General features: G+C 69.5%; 14 protein-coding genes. 6 read left to right on the forward strand and 8 right to left on the reverse strand.

What is annotated here, in order from left to right; genetic code table 11:
- Positions 1 to 20 precede the first annotated feature (20 nt).
- Positions 21 to 1529 (reverse strand): toll/interleukin-1 receptor domain-containing protein, encoded by a 1509-nt coding sequence (locus OG223_RS53765; RefSeq protein ID WP_329240489.1) that lies wholly within the window; start codon positions 1527 to 1529, stop codon positions 21 to 23.
- Positions 1530 to 1601: 72 nt separating this feature from the next.
- Between OG223_RS53765 and OG223_RS53770 the strand changes: the two genes are divergently transcribed.
- The 5 genes from OG223_RS53770 to OG223_RS53790 all read left to right on the forward strand — a co-directional run bounded on the left by OG223_RS53770 (position 1602) and on the right by OG223_RS53790 (position 6710).
- The gene (locus OG223_RS53770) at positions 1602 to 1871 is read left to right on the forward strand and encodes a hypothetical protein (RefSeq protein ID WP_329240487.1); all 270 of its coding nucleotides are present in this window, start codon (positions 1602 to 1604) and stop codon (positions 1869 to 1871) included.
- Entirely contained in the window at positions 1856 to 2284 is a 429-nt protein-coding gene (locus OG223_RS53775; protein ID WP_329240484.1) for a hypothetical protein, read from the forward strand. Before OG223_RS53770 ends, OG223_RS53775 begins: the two co-directional genes overlap by 16 nt.
- A 1464-nt stretch (positions 2285 to 3748) precedes the next feature.
- Entirely contained in the window at positions 3749 to 5623 is a 1875-nt protein-coding gene (locus tag OG223_RS53780) for a DnaB-like helicase C-terminal domain-containing protein (protein ID WP_329240481.1), read from the forward strand.
- The gene (locus OG223_RS53785; RefSeq protein ID WP_329240479.1) at positions 5624 to 6244 is read left to right on the forward strand and encodes a hypothetical protein; all 621 of its coding nucleotides are present in this window, start codon (positions 5624 to 5626) and stop codon (positions 6242 to 6244) included. It abuts the gene before it with no gap.
- 166 nt (positions 6245 to 6410) lie between these two features.
- Positions 6411 to 6710, forward strand: coding sequence for a hypothetical protein (locus OG223_RS53790; protein ID WP_329240476.1), 300 nt, complete (start codon positions 6411 to 6413; stop codon positions 6708 to 6710).
- A 342-nt stretch (positions 6711 to 7052) separates the two neighbouring features.
- Here OG223_RS53790 and OG223_RS53795 read toward each other — a convergent pair whose 3' ends face one another.
- The 7 genes from OG223_RS53795 to OG223_RS53825 form a co-directional block, all read right to left on the reverse strand.
- Positions 7053 to 8705 carry a hypothetical protein gene (locus tag OG223_RS53795; RefSeq protein WP_329240473.1) on the reverse strand — a complete coding sequence of 551 codons (1653 nt, stop codon included), beginning with the start codon at positions 8703 to 8705 and terminating at the stop codon, positions 7053 to 7055.
- Positions 8706 to 8948: 243 nt separating this feature from the next.
- Positions 8949 to 11468, reverse strand: coding sequence for a DEAD/DEAH box helicase family protein (locus OG223_RS53800; protein ID WP_329240470.1), 2520 nt, complete (start codon positions 11466 to 11468; stop codon positions 8949 to 8951).
- Between the two features lie 225 nt (positions 11469 to 11693).
- The gene (locus OG223_RS53805) at positions 11694 to 12224 is read right to left on the reverse strand and encodes a hypothetical protein (RefSeq protein ID WP_329240467.1); all 531 of its coding nucleotides are present in this window, start codon (positions 12222 to 12224) and stop codon (positions 11694 to 11696) included.
- A complete protein-coding gene (locus OG223_RS53810) occupies positions 12221 to 14677 on the reverse strand; it encodes a hypothetical protein (protein ID WP_329240464.1) in 2457 nt (818 codons plus the stop codon). The genes OG223_RS53805 and OG223_RS53810 overlap by 4 nt, the downstream gene beginning before the upstream one ends.
- An 821-nt stretch (positions 14678 to 15498) precedes the next feature.
- Entirely contained in the window at positions 15499 to 16815 is a 1317-nt protein-coding gene (locus tag OG223_RS53815; RefSeq protein WP_329240463.1) for an AlbA family DNA-binding domain-containing protein, read from the reverse strand.
- Positions 16816 to 17047: 232 nt separating this feature from the next.
- Positions 17048 to 17290, reverse strand: coding sequence for a hypothetical protein (locus OG223_RS53820; RefSeq protein ID WP_329240460.1), 243 nt, complete (start codon positions 17288 to 17290; stop codon positions 17048 to 17050).
- Positions 17291 to 17457: 167 nt separating this feature from the next.
- On the reverse strand, positions 17458 to 18357 hold the full coding sequence (locus OG223_RS53825; protein WP_329240457.1) for a hypothetical protein: 900 nt from the start codon (positions 18355 to 18357) through the stop codon (positions 17458 to 17460).
- Positions 18358 to 18880: 523 nt separating this feature from the next.
- On the opposite strand from OG223_RS53825, the gene OG223_RS53830 reads away from it, so the two are divergent.
- The gene (locus OG223_RS53830) at positions 18881 to 19069 is read left to right on the forward strand and encodes a hypothetical protein (protein WP_329240454.1); all 189 of its coding nucleotides are present in this window, start codon (positions 18881 to 18883) and stop codon (positions 19067 to 19069) included.
- Positions 19070 to 19922 lie beyond the last annotated feature (853 nt).

Raw genomic sequence — 19922 nt, forward strand, 5'->3', positions numbered from 1 at the left:
GCGGGCATCGCCAGCGCCCGCTAGAACTGCTGGCTCGCGATTTTGTTGAAGGTCGTCTGGTAGGCCTCTAGTGCAGCCCGGGCGCGGTCCTTGTCGCCGCCGAACAACCCACTGGTGAGAGGGCCCCATTGGGCACCTTGAGTCTCGTCCTCGTGCACGAGGTCGGCAACTGCGTTGCCGTGGCTCTCGGACCGCCAGGTCGACCGCCCGTACCAGTGGGAGCGGCTCCACGACGGCTTCTGCGGGTTTGCGGCCGCACGCACGTTCACCACGTCTTGGGCGAGCAACCCGAGCACCGCTTCGGCCCGGTCGAACTCCGCGCTGTACGCGTCATCGTCTGGCCACTGGTCCGAGAAGATCGGGCGAAGGACGTGATGCAGCCACTCGGCAACCGGCGTGTGGTACATGCCGTCCCTGCGTTCCGTGAAGTCCTTCAACGCCTCGTCCAAGTCCCTTCCCGTCGTGGTGGCGCGGGCGAGGGCATTGGCAACCAAGCTCGCGGAGCCGCCGAACGGCTTGTGCGGATCGGTTGCTTCGATGATGGGTGTCGGCTTCTGCTCGTACTTGTCCCTGACCGACGGGTCGACGACGAGTGACTTGAGGCTGGCCCAGTTGCCGCTCGATGCGCACGCGAGCGCGGCGGTCATGATGCCAACCATGCCCGGGAGGTGGCGGAGTTCGATGAGCGCCGCCTTCCCGCTCTCCGGTTTGGTCGCCGCCGCGACGAAGGAGCGAATGCCACTCGTCCACGGCGTCAACGATTCGGGCGTTCCCCAACGAGACGCCACCTGAAGCGACGCACAGAACGGCTCGGAGAGGGTCCAAAGGTCTTGTGCCTCCTCGGCGATACGAACGATCTGCTCCTCGTTCGTGCCGTCCAGCGGTCCGGTCAGCCGGCCCGTGTCTTTGAGGACTGCGAGCACACGCTGGACTTCCTGCGAGACCAGGTCGTCCAACTCAATGCGCCGTGAGGGTTCGAGGAGCATCTCCTTGGTGAGTCGCTTGAGAAGGTCCGCCCGGTCCGCGGAGGCTGCCTGCTCGACGGCGGCGAGGGCGGTAGCCGGGTCGGGCCTTTTCTCACCGAGCAGGCGACTGATCGTGGTGACGAGCCTGGCCGCGTGGGCCATGTGGTCCTTGCCGAACAGGTCCGAGTAGTTGAGGTCGCTCAGCACACGTCCTGCCCCCAGGTCCCAGTCGGGGACGTCGCCCGCGTCGAGTCTCACAGGGATCAGCCAGACGCGTCCGGGTGGCATCTGGCGGAACTCCTCGACGGCGAGGGCGAGTTCCTCGTTCATGTAGGACTTGTCCTTGGCCCGGGAGCTGTCCGAGAAGCAGGCCAGGAAGACGAGTGATCTGTCTCTGACCGCCGCCCGGATCTTGGCTCTCCAGGCATCGCCCGGCCCGAGGTCCTTGCGGTCGCGCCAGTACGGGATCTGGGCCGCCTCCAGGACAGCGCAGAGGCCGTCCACCTGATCCGAGTCCTCACGGACGTAGGAGATGAAGACGTGTTTGGCTACTTCGTCGTTCATGCGTCGGATGATAAGTCCCAGCTCTGACACTGATGAGTTGCGTGGGAGCAGGCTCAGCCGGCGACTGTTGCTGTGGGGCCAGCCCGGAAGTTGTGGAAGGCGGCCGCGATCGAGAAGGCGCGCCCGCACCTGGCAGGCCGCGGCCTGCGGGCCGGCAGGTCCGTATCCCGGCCCTCCCTGGGACAGGCATTGACCCGGCTGAGCCTGCGGGCCGGCCAGCCCTCGTACAGCGCCATCGAGCGGGCGACCGGCGCCGACGGGCACCGGGTGCCGCGTTCGACGGCCCACCTGTCCTGGGCGGGGACATCCTGCCCAGCCGTGAGCAGTTGGCCGCGCTCCTGAAAGCCTTCGACGTGCCCGCCGGCGAGTGGCAGGCGGTCCTCGACCGTATTGAGCACCACCTGCAGCCGCCAGAACTGCCCATGAGAGGGGGGTATACATGCGCGGATGGCGACCCGGTCGTGCAGGAGTACCTGGAACGCCGCGAGCGCGACGGGGAGATCAAGCGCCGCACCGGGCAGGTCCATCCGGACGAGACGTACGAGGACTACGAGGAACGGATGTGCGAGAGGGCGTATCGGCAGGCTGTGGACGACTGGCTGTACGAGGACTACGACGAACCCGAGGGTGACGACGAGCCGGAGGACGAGGCCCAGAAGCAAGCGCGGGCCGCTGAGCAGGCCGCCTTCCGAGCCCAGTTGAAGGTCTTGGTAGAGCGCGCCACCCCCACGGGGCAGGTTGCCCATGGAGCCTGACGGCTCCCGGACCACCTGTCTGCCGCCTTCCGCCCATTGCCAACCATCCTCCCGGGCAGGACCGGGCGGGATCACCCGCGACGCCAACCCTGGCGTTACATAATTCGCGCCAATGTTATGTACCGTCAGCTAGGATGGGTGGCAGCGTTACATTTTTGGCGGCATGGTCGTTCCGCATCCTGCTGGCGGCCGCTGCCGAGCCGACTGCCCGACCTTCCCCTCGCAACCCGCTTGCCGCTTCTGCTTTGGAGTCCCAGGGTGCCCTCCTCGCGTTCATCCCACACCGCCGGTGAGGCGTCTTCCGGCGCTGCCGTGCCGGACAACCCCGCCGAAGCCCTGACCGAGCCGTCCGACCAGGCTCCGCGCTGGGCGGGTAATCGGCCTCTGAGCTTCCCGACACCTCCCATCCCGTCCGCAGCGGCCAGGACAGCCTCCGAGGACGCCGGCCGCCGACACGGCGAGGACAGTCAACCCGAGTCAGTTGAGGGCTCGTTGGACGAGCCGGGAACAGCGGCCGCCCCTGACGCGGAAACACCCCACGTCCCGACGACGCTGCACGAGGCCCGCAGCAAGCTCCGGCAGATGATCGACGCAGCCATCCAGGGGGAACCCACACCCCTGACGCGCGGCCCGCACCATGCACTGCTCACCACCCCCGCCCACGCGACCGAACTGGGCTGGGACCTCACCCAAGCCACCACCCACAGTGTTGCGGACGCCCGCAAAAAGCTCGGGGATCTGATCCAGTACGGCGCCGAGGGCCATCCCCAGGTGCTGTGCCGCCACAAGACCCCCGTCGCCGTCCTGCTCCCCGCAGCCGCGGACGGCACCCCCACCCCGCCCGCACCTCAAGCCGAGCCCGCACCCGACACAGCAGCTCCGGCTGCAACAGCAGCCCCGGACTCCACCACACCACCCCCTGAGGGCCAGCAAGCAGTCCAGAACCCCCTTCCGACCGCAACAGCAGCCGAAGCAGAAGCCGTCAAAGACCTCGTACCCGCGCCGACAACTACCCCTGCCGAAGCGGCCACTACACCCACCACGCCCTCAGAACCCCTGCCGGAACCGGCCCCGGCAGCCCAAGACACGCCTGCACCCGCCCACACGCCGCCCGCCTCACCCGGCATCCCCCCAGCCACACCCACTGGCTCGCCAGCCGCTAACGCTCCAACCCCTGCCACCCCCACACCCGGCCCTCCGGCCCTCCGGCACCCGGTCACACCGACGGCCGCCCTCCCCGCAGCCTCCTCGGCCCCGCCCGAGCTGGGCCCGCCCCAGCCGGGCCCGCTGGCCCCTGTTCCGGCGACGCCCAGTACCGGCCACGAGACAGCCATCCCGGCCAGCGGCCCACCAGTCATCACTGCGCCGCGCACCCCGCGACGGCTGGCCGCACTCGCCCAGGCCCTGGACACCGTCCTTCCCGCCACCGTCCCCGCCGGTGAAACCCCCACCCCCACATCCTTGATGGGCCTCCCGACGGGCATCCGTACCCTGGACGACGCCCTCGGCGGCCTCCAGCCCGGCCGCTTCTATCTCGTCGCCGCCGCCCCAGGCGCCGGATCCAGCCTGATCGCCACCGCCGCCGCACGCACCAGCGCCCTCGACCAGCACCAACCCGTCCTGTATGCCGCATCCGGACTCACCCGAGCCGACATCGCCGCACGCATCGTCGCCGCGCACCTGCCTGTCGACTACCGCCGCCTGCGAGCCGGCCGCCTTACCCCCACCGAGCAGGACGACACCGCAGCCCTCCACCACCACCTCGCCTCAGCCCCGCTGTACATCGACGACGGCACCGACCTGACCACCGACGCGATCGCCGAAAGCGTCCCGGACCTGCCCGGCCTGGCCCTCGTCGTGGTCGATCGTCTGCAGACCACCGAAGACCCCCGAGTGCCGCTGTCCGGCCCGGTCCAGATCACTGACGCCGCCCAGGCCCTCGCTCATCTGGCCCGCACCCACGAGCTCCCCGTCCTCGCCGCCGTCGACACCGACGACCCCCAGCTGATCGCCGCGCTCAGCCTCGACATCACCATCATCCTGACCCGCGACGCCGACCAGATCCACGCCACCATCACCGAACGCGACCTCGGCCCGCAGGCCACCCTCACTCTCCACGCCGACCTTGCCCACGCCCGCATCACCGACCCGGCCACCCCCTACGCCAGCCCCACCACCCCAGCGCCGCCACCGGCCGCGAGCCTGCACACCCCCGCACAGCCCCCGCAGGTGCCACTCCCCGCCCCCACCAGCCCACCCCCGGACCCCACGCCCACCCAGCCCGCCCCGACAGCCCACACCGCCGCCGCCCGCAGGCCATCGCCCCGCCCCGCCACCGCCCCACCTCCGTCCGAGGGCGGCTACGCAAACCGGGACTACAGCTACTTCACCGGCATGATCACCCGCGCTGTCGACGAAGCCCTCCACGACCATGACGGTGACATCACCGCCGCAACCGAAGCCCTGGTGAAAAAGGCCGTACCGAACGCAATGGCCCTGTTCGAAGCAACCCGCGTCGGCGGAAATTACGAGCACACCGTCTATCCGGAAACCCTCGAATTCCTCCGAAAGAAAACCAAGGACGGCGCCGACGAAATCTGGGAAGGCCGCCACAACTGGACCAACACCCACCTCACGGACGCCCTGCAAAACGGCACTCACCCCCCGATCACCGTCAACGCCCTCGACACCAACGCCAGCTTCCTGTCCGCCTTCAAGACCCACCTGCCCATCGGCGCCCTCATCCACGACCCCCACGGTGGCTTCGACCCCAAACGCTCCGGCGTCTACCACCTCCCCACCCGCCCCACCTGGCACCACACCGACCTGCCCGACCCCATCGGCAACCGCCGCGAAGACGGCCCCGTCCTCCTCGACGACGCCACCATCCGCCTCCTCATCCGCTGCGCCCGCCTCGGCCTGTGCGAGGCCCCACACATCACCGAATGCTGGACCTCCGGCACCAGCGAAGGCCTCCTGGAAAAATTCCGCCGAGTCCTGACCGAGGCCCGCACAAACGCGATCAAGGCCGATGACATGGTGACCGTCGAATACATCAAATCCATGTACTCGAAATTCACCTCCACCATCGGAGAATCAAGCGTCAACCGCGACATCCGCCGACCCGACTGGATGCACATCATCCGCTCCCAGGCATTCGCTAACCTCTGGTATAAATCCCACCGGGCCCACGGCAACGGCCTGACCGTTGTCCGCGTCCGCGGCACCGACGAACTGCACGTTGCCGGCGACTGGCGCACGGTATTCACCGAAGGCCGCCTCACCACCCAGATGAAACAAAAAGACCAGTACCCCCTGCCGAGGAAGAGCGCCCGATAGATGTCGACCGACGGATGGAAGAATTTCGGCAACTACGGTGCAGACCGCGACCCGGGAAACGTCCACGGCAAAGTCGCCCTCGCCCGGGCACTCGAAGACGCCCTCGAACGCATGATCATCGACGGCGGAATCAAATCCCCAGTCGACACCCGCCGCGGCCTGAAAGCCCGCATGCGCTACCTCACCACCACCAAAGGCGGCCCCCAAGCCCTGGCCGACGCCGGCATCCACGCCGCCCCCGCCACGATCCGCGCCTGGACCCGCGGCACCCAGCGCCCACGCCCGGCCAACCTCGAAGCGATCGACACCGCCTACTGGAACCTAAGAGCCCACAACGTGCTCACCAACCCCGGCGCCCTCAAGCAACACCTCAACCGCAGCGGCCGCGGTACCCGCATCGAGATCCACCCCGTCAACCAGACCACCGTCGACGAGCCACGCCGCCGAGACAACCTGAGGATCCAGCACCGGCAGGTCCGCTACATCTGGGACGACGCCGTCGACGCCCTCGTCGCCAGCGACCTGAACACCCTGGAAGACCTCTGGGACGACGTCATCGCAGAACTCGACTCCGACTGGGGCGCCTACACCTACGTCTCCTACATCGGCATCGGAGCCTGACACGACCGTGATGGTCTGCGGGGGAGTGTCAGTTGGTCCTCGTCGTCTGAGCGTCAACGGCGCAGGTGCGTTGACCTGGTTGTTGACGCTGGAGGGTGATGCTCACTCGTTGCTGGCATGAGTGATGAAGGGCCATGTCATTTTCACGCCGACCACCACCATCAGCATGACCGTATGGTCCGGCCTGGTGCAGGAGCGCATCCCGGCCGACCGGCTGAGCCGGGCACTGTCGTACGCGACGCTCGGGCAGCTCGTTCCCGTGCCGTTCGGCTACCTCGCGGCGGGCCCGCTCTCCCGCATGGTCGGCGTCCGGACCACCCTCGCGGGCGGCGCCCTGGTGATCGTGGGCGCCGCCGTCGTGCCGCGGCTGGTCCGTCAGATCCGCGCCCTGGCCGGGGCCGGGCAGTCCGCGCACGAGCCGGTGGCCACGGAGGGGTCCGGGCTGCCGGCACGGGCGCCGAGGTAGAACGCACGGGCCACCTCGACCGCCCCGCCGAAGTCACGGAACGCGCGGTCGCGGGCCCCAGCGTCCAGCACCGGCCACCCCGCACACACGAGGACTCGACCTCCCACGCCCACCAGTTGACGCCGAGGCGGCCTGACACTCATCTCGGGGCGGACCGTACGTCGGGACCTGGTCGTAGGACACCCCCGTGACCGGATGAACTTGTTCCGGGTTCAGCCACACCCGGTACTCGCGCGGTTCGACCTTCTCCGTCACACCGTCCATGGCCCGCATGGGCAGGCCGACCCAGTACTTCCAGCTGCGGATGGTGCGACGCGCTGTGGGGGTGGACATCCTCCGCCATCACGCCGGCCGTTCGGGCCCGAGGTAGCGCACGGCCGGGAAGCGCTCGGCGATGCGCATCACCACGGTTGCGTGCCCGCGCGCGGCGAGGTCGCGCCGGGCCTCCTTCATGTTCAGGATCTTGTCCATGGTGTAGATCTCGGTGCAGGGACCGAGGTCGATCTGATGCTCGCCGAGGGTGAAGAGCATCCCCTCGTAGCCGGCGGTGACGCGGAACATCCCCGCGCGGATGTCCCCGAGTTGGATGAGGGCCTCGTTGCTGTCGACGCCCATGGACACCGTGTCGCCCCGCAGCACGATCTCTTCCCCGTCGAGCAGGGAGAGGATGTCCTTGACCTCACGCGCATCGTGCTTGGTGAAGTCATCGGGAACGGGGAAGAAACGCCCGGTCCTGCTCTGCAGCCGCGTCAGGTCGTCGAAGGCATCGGCCCACAGCTGGGCTTCTCCCGGCTGCCAGCCCTGAGGTGTCATGGTCGTGCTGATCGGTGCCCGCACCTGGCCGGCCGGCTGCCCGGCGAAGGCGAGTTCCATGAAGCGACCGGGCGTGGCCTGGCTGAGCAGCCGGAGCACGGGCACCATCGTCTGCGGCATCGCCGCCTCGGGCGGCTGGAAGGAGAACTTCAGCTGTGCGGAGAGCTCGCGGTGGGTGTAGCGCAGCCGTACCCGCATCAACCCCGTCATGTCACTGCCGTGGAGGGTCCCGCCGTCCCTACCGCTCACCCGGTGCGTGAAGGACACGGGCAGGGAGGCGAGCGGAACGCCCGAGGGCTGCTGGACGATGACCTGCGCTTGCAGTGGAGGCGTCACCTCCTGCTGGGGCGAGGTGATGCGCACACCGCCCACCGCGATCCGCTCCAGCCCCAGCCCGGCGGGGCCCGACAGGGCGGCTTCGGCGAGGTTGTCCGCGCTCAGCTCCACCTCGCCGCCGAAGCGCATGGTCTCCTCGAACCGCAGCCTTCGGCGGGCCTCCTGCGGGTCTCCGTCGGCGAAGCGGACCCGGCCGGTGAACCGGATGGTGCCCTGCCCGTCCGGGTCGGGCCCCCGCGGCGTCAGGTGCACGACCGTCCGACCGTCGGCGTCCAGGGAGGTATGCACCGCGTAGTGGGGGGAGATCTCCTGGACCCGCGCATGCAGTGCGCGGGCCCGTTCGACGTAGTCGGAGATCCCGCCGGCCAACGTGTCGCGTTCGGCACGCGCATCGGCGATGCACTCCAGGACGTAGCTCTCGGCCTCCTGCAGCGCGTAGCGCACCAGATCGGGATGGGCCGCCACCTTCTCGTCCAGCCAGCTGCGCCCCCGCCACCGCCGTACGAAGGGGAACTTGACGCGCAGGCGGTCGAACCACTGCTGCTCGGCGGGGGTCGCATCGATCGGTACGAGGAGATCCCAGTGGTCCGGCTGGTGACGAGCCGCCGACACCAGCGACCGCTCCACCTGCCTGCGGCGCACTGCGGTCATCCGGCCGGTGAACGACTTCGCCTCGTACACGATCAGTTCGCCGTCGTCGGTGTACTCGAACAGGTCCCGGCCGCCGTCCCCGCCCGTCCCGTCGACCGCCTGTGCCCGCTCCCGCAGGCGCATCACCAGCAGCGTCACCAGGGACTCCGACAGGCTGGGGTTCTCGGCCAGCTTCTCCCACGGAACTCTCACCACACGCCCACCCTACGAACCTCCTCTGACATTCCGCCCCGCCCAGCCGCCGAGTTCCCCGGCCCGCCACCGCCCTCCGGCCGCGGCGGGCCGGGCGAACGGTGCCGGGGCTGCCGACCGGTCACAGCTGTCCCTCATCGGGCCCGCCGGATACGTCCGCCGTACCTGCCTGTCGGCCGGTACGGTCCCGCCGTCATACACGGCGGCCCGTACCGGCCCAGGACCCCTCTGACGTCCGGGTGTTGATCAGGCGCGCAGAGATTCGGAGTAGGCGGCGAAGAACCGGTCGCCGGTGAGCTTGTGGTGCGTGAGCTGTTCGCGGACGGCCTGTTCGTCCGCCCAGCGGTCCGGGCTGCTCGCGAGCGCCGCCGCGTAGGCCGTCACGGCCTCCTTCAGCTTCTCGAACAGGGCCGGGGTGATGACACGCATGCCCGGCACCGCGGTCGCCTTGGCGTCGCGGACCCGGCTGGGGTGCAGCATGACCGCCACGGCCTCCACTTCGGCGTTGTGATCGTTGAGCCAGCGGACGCTGCCGCCGAGCTGGTCCATGTCCTTCTTCGCGATGGTGTCGGTGGTGCAGCCCGTCTTCAGCTCGACGACGGCCTGCCGCGCCGCCGAGAGCGCCCACAGGTTGTCCGGGCCGGTGCCGTACAGCTTCTCCGGACGTGTGCTGGCGAACCCGAGATGCAGCCCGAGCTGCTGCCAGGCCCGCTCGGCGTCGTCGGAACGCTCCTCCTCGCCCCACACCACGTCCTCGAACAGCGCCTGCACACCGAGCCTGAGGCCGACGCCGTCGCGGTAGCGGGCGGCCAGGAACTCGGCGGCGGCACGCGACTGCACCGCGGCCGCCTTGAGCTGGACGGGGGCGCCGCCGTTGACGGGCCGCAGGACGAACGGGTTGTCGTTCAGCGCGCCGGCCAGGGCCTGCTGGGCGGCCACAGGGTCGGTGAGGTGCAGGTAGGCGGCCTTCTGCTCCCGCAGCCAGCCGCGCAGCGCCATGTCGCCGTCGCCGAGGTCATTCACCGCCTTCTGCACCCGCTCGGCCGCGGCCGGGGCGCGTCCGGTGGCCGCGAGGTCGAACGCCTCGCGCAGCGCGACGGCTTCGTCCCGCACCGTCCCGTGCTCGGCGTAGCGCACCTCCGCCAGCGCCCGGCGGCTGCGCTCGCGCCACTGCGGCACCCGCCCCAGGCAGGCCCGCAACGCCTGCCTCACCGCGTCCAGCCCCTCGCCCTTGATCTGGCCGGCGATGTCCCGGCTCAGCTTCAGCTGCGCCTGGGTCGCCGGGGAGAACAGAGCCAGGTGGCGGGCGTCATGGATCGCCGTGGCGAGTTTCGCCCCCAGCAGCAGGACGGCGCAGTAGTCCTCGCCGTCGCGCACGCCGCGGCCCATGCCCTGCTCGATCCGCTGGACCTCGCGGGCCAGACGGACCGTGCTGTCGGCCAACGCGACAGCCTCGCGCCGCTCCACCCCGTCCAGGGGCCGCGGGATCTGATCGAGAATCAGCAGACGGCAGGCGTCGGCCGGGAGGTTGACGCCGTCGTACTTGTTGACCAGTACCACCAGGCCCACATGGCCGGCCTGGAGATCCTTCACGCCCGCTTCGAGGTCCCCGACCCGCCAGATGTGGTGGGCGTAGGGCCGCCAGTTCGCGGCGGCCCGGTCGCTGGGCACCAGCACGACCACGTTGACCGGCTCGGTCTCGGCGATGCCGTCGCCGTCCTGGTCCCCGTCGGCGAACTGGCGGGCCAGCACGCGGACGGCCTCGTCATCCAGGTTCGGGTTGAGCGCCACCGGGGCCAGGATCATCCGCTCACCGAGGTCGGCGGCGCTGCCCGGGGTGACGGGCTTCGTGACGAGGACCGGGTCGGCACCGAAGTCGGTGACCAGGGCGCTGTCGTCGGCGAGCGTCGCGGTCAGGTAGACCCGGCGGCGGGCGCGCACGAACGACGGGATGCGGTCAATCGGCGGGCACGAGGGCCTGATCTCGACCGCCGCCGACGTTGCCGTCGCGGTGGACAGGTGCAGCACCTCCGCGAGCAGCGGCCAGACGAACTCGAAGACCCGCTCCGTGCGGTGCGGGCGCAGGATCTTCAGCACCTCGTCGCGCTTGTCGGCCCACGCCCAGAACGGGATCGGCGCCAACGCGGTGGGGTCCTTGTCCTCCAGAGCCGACCAGGCGTTCGCCGACTGGTGGTGCAGGTCCTGCGCGAACAGCTGCAGCAGCTTGTCGTACGCCTCGTGCCCGGCGGGCACCCGCAGCCGGAACTGGTCCTCGGTCCGCGCCAGCGCGGCGTGCGCGTCGTCGACGACGACGACGCCCAGATCGAGCGGCTCCTTGCCGTCCCCGACGACACCGAAGGCCGACCTGCCGTTGAGCAGCTTCTGGTAGTTCGTCACCAGCACGGCCTGCGCGTTGAGGAACGCCTGCTCGTACGGATCGTCCGTGGTGGCGATGTTGAGCCTGGCGGCCTCCTCGCGGACCTGCTTGACGAGGTAGTTGTCCGGGGTCAGGTAGACGGCCTTGCCGATGCCCTCGTTCAGGGTGCTCTGCGCGATCAGCAGGCCGACGGCCGTCTTGCCCCCGCCGGTGTTCTGCTTGATCACCACATCGCGTTCACCGCGCCGCTCGAACCACTTGTCCAGCACCTCGCCCTGCTCATGCCGCAGGTACGGCCACGGCCGGCTGGCCAGCCCCGCGTAGATGTCCCGGGGCCGCAGCAGCGCCTCGCTGTCTCCCGTACCGATCCGATCCCAATCCAGCGCCACCGCGCCGTCCTCCTTCATCTGGCCAGGCGGCGTCCCGCCGCCTGCGCTCTTCCGATTTCTCAGGACCGCCGCACACCCGGCGACGGCCTCGCTCCGCACCGGCGTCCCCAGACCTTGGTGCGGCCCTGCCACGGGCCGGCTCCCACGCCCACCGGCGGGGTGCCTTCCCGGCTGCCTGGAAGCGGCGGCCGGGAAGGCAACCGTTCACGGACCGGGCCCGGTTTGTCAGGCCGGTGGCGCCGACCGGTCACCGGTGTCGTCCCCGGCAGGCCGGGGACGGACGATCCGCGACGCGGGCCGGGAGGTGACCCGGGCGAGCCACTGCTCCTGAGTGACCACGGGCCACGTACGCGGGCCCATGCGGCCGCGCAGCCCGATCAGGTCGGCGGCCCGGCCCTCGGCGGCCTCGACCGCCTTCGCAGGGCTGAACGGATCGGCCTCCACGACGAACACCCCCGCGTAGACGCGGGCGCGCTCGGGATGACGGAAGTGATCCCGCAGCCGGGCACCGACTCCGCCGTCGCGGTGCGCCTTGCCCAGCCACCGCAGCCGCCCGTCGGCGTCGACCGCCAGGTACAGCCCGGCCAGCACCTCGTCCAGCACCGCGACGCTCTCCTGACGGTGCCGCGGCACCAGGCTGTACGGGGCGGGCCAGGTGCCGCACCTCAGCGGGCCCAGCGCCGTCCACGCCTGCCGCAGCACCCGTATGTCCACCAGCGGTCCGGCGACCGGTTCCGCGCAGCAGTCGGCGTTCACAGCGACGTCACCGCCACGGTGGCCGAATCCAGCAGCTCGACGATCTGCGCGCACTGCTTCTTGATCTCGCGGATGTCCTTCACGTACAGCTTCTGCACCTCGGCGGGCTCCTCCTCGGTGCCGGCCTCCTCACGGGCGCGCACGGCGTCCTCGACGGTCGTCAGGAGCAGGCGGACCTGTTCGGCGGCGGTGGCGACGCTGTCCTTGCCGCTGTCCACCAGGAAGGTCAGTTCCGCGCGCAGGCGGGTCATGCGGGTGAGCGCGTCCTCCGGGATCTCCTCCTCGACCTCGACGGTCGTCGTGCCGCTCGCCTCGCCCTCGACGCCGGAAGTGTCGTCCGTGGGCGGCTGCGCGCGCTTGATCTTGCGGATCGAGGTCTTGGGGAACACGGTGTCGAACCACTGCTTGTCGGCGAGAACCCCCTCGCGCGGGTCGCCATGGGCGTCGGGCGCCCAGAAGGTGCCCGGCACCAGACTGTCCCCGGCCGTGGTGTCGGGAGCGCGCAGCGCCGCCTCGGCGAACGCGACCAGCAGCTCACGGGTCACCTCCTCCGAGGGTTTGGTGTAGGCGTCCACCAGCGCCTGGACCGCGTTGGACGGCGTACGCCGCACGCCCTTGCGGTCCTCGCTCTTCTCGGAGCCCTGGCCGGCGGTGACGAACGGCTCGGCCGCGTTGATCAGTCCCGGCACCAGGTGCCGCCGCACCAGGGTCTCCCAGGCCTCGGCGTCCCCCTGCCGGCAGGCCGTCAGCATCGAGGTGAGACTGCGCGCGTCCGGCCGCACCCCATACTGCACATCGCGGGCGCCGAACAGACCCCGGACGGCGAGCAGGGGGCCGCGGTGGACGAACTGCTGGGCGACCACGGCCGCCCACATCTCCGCGCGCCGCTCGGCCCTGGGCCCGTTCGACTGGCTCCACGGAGCCTCCTGCAGGGCGGTGCGCACCACGGGCCAGTACCGGCCGGTGGGCATGGCGGCGTGCGGTGCCAGGTCCTGCGGACGCGGCGGGACCGGCGGGAACACCATCACGGTGGCACAGCGGATCGCCACATCCCGCAGAGTCAGAGGGCTCACCTCGTCCCCCGGGGACAGCAGCACCGTGAGCTCGTCGAGCGCCCGGGCCCCGACCAGGGCGTCGGCGATCGCATCCTCGTCCAGCGCACCGGCCCCGATGCGGTTCTGGGCGACCTCCTTGGCGAGCAGCTCACCGAGCAGGCCCTTGGCCTGGTAGGCCTTGACCAGGGTCGACCACAGTCCCAGAGCACGGTCCATGTCGTCGTAGTCGAGCTGGCCGCGCAGGTGCTCGTGCACGTTCAGCTGGCGCAGCGACTCCTCCAGCCGCTCCGGCTTCCTGGCGCCGACCACGACACGGGCGGACACCTGCGCGATCCGAGCGGCGCGCTTCGGACGCCCCTCCGCGCCATGGTCGGAATCGGCGTACCCGTTGTTGAGGTTGGTGCTGATCCGGCGCAGCACCTCGCCGAGCCCCTGCACGACCAGCCGCCGGTTCTCCTCCTCCCCGGGCAGCCGCAGCAGATACTGCGGCACCCCGGTCAACAGCTGCTGCGCCGACACCCCGAAGACGTTCAGCCGGGCGTCGGCACGGTTGGCGCCCGTGACCTGACTGCCCCGCCAGATGTCCCGCCGGGTCCCGTTGCGGTCGACCACCGGGGTCCGCTGGAGCACGACCACCGTGGACTCCCGCTGGCCCTCCTGCACCAGGGACTCCGCCAGGTCGTAGGAACGCTGCCGAGCCCGCCGCTGCAGCATCTCCACGGCGTAGTGCTGCACCTCGACGGCGACCTCCGCGGAAACCTCCTGCGCGGAGAGCGCCGCGAGCGGCACCCCGTCCTCGACGACGGCCCGCACCACCGGCAGCGGACGCCGGCCGCCCAGGGCCTGCTCCACCGCCTTCAGCTCCCGCTGGGCATGGGCCAGTTCGCTCTCGGCGGTCTTCACCGCGTCCACCGCGGCGTCCTTCTCCGCCGGCGTCGCGGTCGCGGCCAGCCCCCGCTGTGCCGTCTTCGCACGCTCCAGCGCGAGGGACCCACCGGCCACCGCCCGCTGCCGGCCGACGAGTTCCTCCAGACGGGCCTGGTTGGCGGGCGAGGGGTGGAGCCAGTCGCTGCGCGTGCGGTCGTTGTTGACCCAGGGCAGCGTCGCCGCCCCGTGCAGGGCCACATTCAGCAGCAGCAGCGCCCCGTCGGTGTCGCGCTGCTCGACATGGAAGGCCGTCGGGCGCAGGAAGCGGCCGCCGTCGCGGCGGCGTTCGATGACACGCTTGGCCTCGCCCCGGCCGAGCGCCGGGGCGAGGCCCTCGATCACGGCCGGCCGGGGAGCGGGCGCGAAGCCCTCGGCCGCGCAGGTGTTGGCGATGGCCTCGTAGAGGTTCTCCGCCCACTCAGCGGTGGTCGGATAGGGGAAGGGCCCTTCAGGGGCCTTGCGGGAAGACATGAGAGACAAACGGTCCTTTTCCGGGAACCCTCATGGCCCCGGGTGCGACGAAACGCATCCGGCGGTCCTGCCGGGTGCCACACGCACCCCGAACCGCAGGCACTCCTGTCCAGGGAGCACCGGCGAGGGCCGCCGTCACCGTCACGCACACCGAGCGCGTACCGGCGAGGACCGTCTGCCCCTTCGAGTCCACCACCGGAGACGGCGCACGCCACCGGACAACTCCCCTCGAAAGCAGGGGGGCCTCCGCAGCGTGCAGCTCAACGCCCTCTCCGCCGGACGGCGGCACGGGGCTGGTAGGTCGTCAGGACCACTGACGTGCTCTGACAGAGTGCCAGGTCATCGACAAAATGGACAAGTTGTATGCATAACGCGCGTAGAATTACAAGATCACGCACATCGCGCCATCCATGCCGTACACCCCTCACCTCTCACCGTCCGCCTTGTACCCTCCGTCCGTACGGTCCGCGCCCGCACGAGCTCCTCGTCACTGGCCCGCTTCACCGGACCCACCACACCCGCGTGCCGCTCCAACAGGCCCCAGTCCACGGGCGGTCCCTCGCCACGCTCGGCCGCCCCCAGCATCTGCGCCCAGTCCTCGACCGTCAGGCCGTACATGCCGAGCGCGGCGTGATGGTCTGCGGGGGAGTGTCAGTTGGTCCTCGTCGTCTGAGTGTCAATGGCACAGGTGCGTTGACCTGGTTGTTGACGCTGGAGGGTGATGCTCACTCGTTGCTGGCATGAGTGATGAAGGGCCATGTCATTTTCACGCCGGCCACCACTCCGCGCCCCAGATGAGGCGCGGCGGGGACGGAGGACCGCTATTCCTTCGTCGGTAGTTTTGCCGTGACCACACGGTCCGCGTCGACGAAGGGGTTGGTGCTGACATCGAGGCCGAAGAGCGAGTAGATGCGGCTCAGCGCCTCGTACGCGTCGCGTTCCGGGTTGCCCACGGCCTGCCAGCTGTGGTTCCAGGTGTCGCTTGTGGCAGGCTGCGGAGCGCCTCGGAGGGGGAAGGACGGGTCGTTGCCGGGGGCCAGCGTACGGGCCGGTGGGCGGGTGAAGTCCGAGGCGACGATCCGGTGCGTCCAGGTGCTGTCGACCAGGGGAAGGACGTGCCGGTCGACCAGCCGGAAGTACTCCAGCGTGATCTCGGTCAGCACGAACACGCTGATCCTGCTGGGCTGGGGGACTCCGGGCTCCATCGCCCAGCCCAGCATGTTCTCGTTCGCGGCTGCGGCCCCGGTGACCGCCCCGTCCGACTCGATCTGCAGCCCACGGCGGGAACCGTCGGCCAGCAGGAGACCGCCAGCACGAGGTTCCGGCCGGTTGTGTTCCGAAGCCCAGTTGAAGGCGTAGGCCTCACGGAGCGTGTCCTGGTTGCCCAGGATGTCTCGGAGGCCGCCGTCGGCGTACATGCCGGAGACGAGTCCGCGCGGATGGTCGGGGACGCTCTGGAAGAAGAGCACCGGCGTCTCCTCCATGCCCGCGGCGGTACGCAAGGTCTCCCGGACCCTTGCCCGGTCCGCAGCCGGCGTGGGCGCGACGGCGGGCCCACGCCGCGTGTGCAGGCCGTCGTTCAGGAGCCGGTAGACCTCATCCGGCGAGAGGTAGGCGGTGGTGTCGCCGTTGCGGATCGGGATGGTCCAGCTGTTCTTGATGAACTGGCCGTTGTCGGTGATGCCCCGGTTGACCATCGCCCACCGGTCGGCCTCTGGGAGCGCCGGTACCTCGATCACGAAATAGTGCCCGGACACGTCCGAGTCCTCGGCCGGGTGGTCGAACCAAAAGAACTCCACCTTGAGCAGCGGGCGTACGTACTCCGTGATGACGTCCTTGTACTTCGTGCTGTCGACCACCTTCTTGTCGAAGGGCGTGGCCTTCTCCGCGACCTCGTGGAGCTCGGTCTGCTTCTTCTTGGCCTTGAAGCCGCACACGATCAGACCGCCGCTGGCGTTCGCGAACGCGGCGACGTCCTTGGCGAGCTCGAACTTGCCCTTGTCGGTGCTCAGGTCGTACGGCCCTGCGGGCGGGACGCTCTTGAAGTCGACCCACTCGCTCTCTGGCGTGCCCAGGATCTCGTGCGGCCGCTGTGCGGCGAGAGAGGAGACGAGCTGAACCATGCTGTCGACGGCCATGCCGCCGGAGCCTACGCGCACGAGTGCCTCGCCCGCGCGGGGTGCTGCGGCGTGCCGAACTGAGCCGTCTCGTGTTGCGCACCGGTGACCGAACTCGGCTCTCGCCCCTTGTAGTTGGCCCCGTACGACGGCGCGCGTGCAGTGACCGTCGTACAGGGGGAGCCGCTGGTGGCCCCGGCCTCAGGACCGGGACCACCAGGTCGGCGGATGTGGGATCAGCGGGTGCGCCGGGTCAGCGCTGCTGGATCCACCAGATGATCCACCCGGTCCCGCTCGCGCCCACGGCGCCGGCGGAGCCGCGGAGGATGCCGTAGCCCGCCGTACGCGCGAGGGCGCGCAGGCGACGGCGGCGGCCGCCGTCCAGCATCTGCCGCACCCGGTCCCGGGTCCTGGACCAGATGCGGCGCGGCGTGCCCTTGCGCAGGTGGTGCCGGGTCGACGCCAGCCGGTCGGTGCCCTTAGGCTCGTTGGACATGCTGATGGTGCCTCCTTGGGGAGTGACTGTCGGTTTCTTCACTGGGCGGCTCCCTGCTCCAACAGGGGGCCGTCGCCCGTTTGCGGGGCGGCGGCCTGCGCCGCGCCCGACCCGGGTGTGCCGGGCCGGGAGTCGTGAGGCCGGGGGCCGCAGCTCCCCGGCGGTGTTCATCGCGGCGGCAGGGCCGCGGCGAGCACGGGGACGGTGGGGGCGATCCGCAGCGCGGTCGCGGCGGCACCCTGGGGGGTCCAGGCGGTCTCCGCGGTCTCCCGGTCCTTCTTGTTGATGTTCAGGTCGAACGGCGCGGCGAGTGCCCACCGGACCCGGGTGCTCTGGCCGAAGACGGAGGAGCCGTCCAGGAACTGCTCGGAGACGAACTCGTACAGCAGGTCCTTCGCCTTCAGCTCCGCGATGCCGCGGCTGACGGTCGACGGGGAGACGCCGTACCAGGCCGCGAACTCCCGGTCCTTGCGCATGACGATGGAGGAGGGGTTGCGCATGGCCATGAAGATGAACAGCATCGCCTTCGCCGGCATCGACAGCGACTTGTAGTAGTGCTGCTCCCAGTACGCGAAGGGCACCCGGAAATAGGTGTCCTTGCGCGTTCCCTGGTCACTGCCCGACGGCAGCGAGTACGGGGCCCCAGAGCCGTCCTCCAGCAGCTTGGTGATCCGGGTCATCCGGCCGTCCGGGGCGGTGCTGATCAGCTTCAGGGCCTTCAGCTTCGACAGGTGCCGGGAGACCGCGGCGCTCGCCGCGCCGTTGGTGGCGAAGGAGATCCCCGTCGCGCGCCCCCAGGTCTCCGACCGCGCAGTCACGCCCCAGTCGACCTTGGCCGTGACGCAGTGGATCAAGAGGAAGAGCTCCAGCCGCTCGGGGCTGCGCAGCAGCTGGGGAAACAGGCCGGGCCGCGTGACCAGGCGGAGGCCGGGTTCGGCATCCTGGACGAACGCACGCCGGATCGGGACGGCACGGCCGGAGCGCTTGGACTTGTCCAGCAGCATCCGTATCGTGGCGTCCCGGCTCACGGCCTTCTGCCGCTGGAGCACGGTGAGATCGTTGTTCACGCCCCCTATGGTGCCCCTGCGGTCGGACGGATCGGGTGCCGATATCCGGGGCGGGCGGGCCGTCCGCCTCCCTCTCAGACCGGGTTATCGGAGAACCCGTAAACACGATGACGCCACCTGGAAGCCACTCTTACCCCGAACACCCTGGCGGGCCGCCATACAGCGGTCATAAACGTTAACGCTTCAGACGATGATCTTTGTCGCCCCAGGTTCCGTCACTTGACTATCTGGTCTTCTGACTCCGTGCTCGGCAGACGACGGGGCAGCAGCGGGCGGCACACCTCCTGGACGTTCTGGCGGCGTCGACGGCGGAGGCTCCAGGCGACCTCGCCTGGAGCCTCCGCGCACTACCCCGTGAAGGGCAGATCGTTCGGGCCCGGCTGCCAGGGCTGCTCCTGCTCTGTCCGCTGCGTTCCAGCGCTTCGACGGCGTCGACGGGCCGGTGCGCCTGGTTGCGTCAGAGGAGGCCTACCCGAGGGACGGCACCGTTGCGCCGCTTTCGGAAAGCCCGGCACAGACCACGGTGGACCTTGGTGCCATCGTCACCGACAGGCGGGAGGCCGTGGTCGCGGCCTACGCCCTCGTCGCAGATCTGTTGGCCGACATGGGAGCGCACCAGCCTTACGTCCTGACCCCTGATGGAGACATCCAGATCGCCCGGCTCAACGCCGACTACCGCCAACAGCTCACCGGTTGGGACGCAGGGCGATAGCCGCCGGCCGGGCCACAGTACGAGACCCCGGGCCTCGACAGGCCGGGGTCCGGTGGGGGAGAGGCCGGCGGCTGGTCGGCTGCGGGCCGGGACAGAAGCCGTCGGCAGCCTGATGCTGTCCTCCGGGCGCTGAGCCCCGCCAAGGGGTGAGGCGGGAAACTCCCGCTGGACGGAGGTACGACCATGATCGCTGTGATGGTCTGTGGGGAAGTGTCAGTTGGTCCTCGTCGTCTGAGCGTCAATGGCGTAGGTGCGTTGACCTGATTGTTGACGCTGGCGGGTGGTGCTCACTCTTTTCTGGAAACTAAAGAAAACCGAGCACAAGAATGAAAAGGGGAGCCTCAAATCAGGTCCCGGTATTTGCGGGCTTCATGAAACAACGATTCAACCCCCTTTTGATAACACCATCCAGAGAGAATCAATACAGAATACCCAACACTCCAAAAGAAAACAGACAATGCGATGAGTGAATTCCCGGAGAGGTTTCTTGTCGCTACTTTAAGCATAGGGTGTTCACTAGAGGTCCAGACCACTACTATAAATACGGAGAGTAGTCGTTACGTAAATTATGTACCGCCCAGAGAGCGTACGTAGCGGGTACATATTAGGTGAGGGAAGGGGTGCCCGGAGGGCGCTTCAACACCAAGACCCAGCTTCACCTCGCGAGCAGTCGAGGCACAATAAGAGATGTACTAGCAGGTCAGAGACGTATCAGATCAGAGACGTATCAGAGCTTTCAAAGCGAATGATGCAGCCACTTAAATTATGTAACGGCTAGCGAGGTCCGGCGCCTTGCCCTCTAGCCAGCTTGTGACGTCGCGGAGCGCGCGTTACAAACCGTCGCGGAGCGGCG

The organism is Streptomyces sp. NBC_01478, from assembly GCF_036227225.1.
In the GTDB taxonomy this organism is placed as follows: Bacteria; Actinomycetota; Actinomycetes; order Streptomycetales; family Streptomycetaceae; genus Streptomyces.

Coding starts and splice junctions, on each gene's coding strand:
- OG223_RS53765 (WP_329240489.1), bottom strand. CDS start 1,529: ATGAACGACGAAGTAGCCAAACACGTCTTCATCTCCTACGTCCGTGAG.
- OG223_RS53780 (WP_329240481.1), top strand. CDS start 3,749: ATGGGCCTCCCGACGGGCATCCGTACCCTGGACGACGCCCTCGGCGGC.
- OG223_RS53785 (WP_329240479.1), top strand. CDS start 5,624: ATGTCGACCGACGGATGGAAGAATTTCGGCAACTACGGTGCAGACCGC.
- OG223_RS53790 (WP_329240476.1), top strand. CDS start 6,411: ATGACCGTATGGTCCGGCCTGGTGCAGGAGCGCATCCCGGCCGACCGG.
- OG223_RS53810 (WP_329240464.1), bottom strand. CDS start 14,677: ATGTCTTCCCGCAAGGCCCCTGAAGGGCCCTTCCCCTATCCGACCACC.
- OG223_RS53815 (WP_329240463.1), bottom strand. CDS start 16,815: ATGGCCGTCGACAGCATGGTTCAGCTCGTCTCCTCTCTCGCCGCACAG.
- OG223_RS53820 (WP_329240460.1), bottom strand. CDS start 17,290: ATGTCCAACGAGCCTAAGGGCACCGACCGGCTGGCGTCGACCCGGCAC.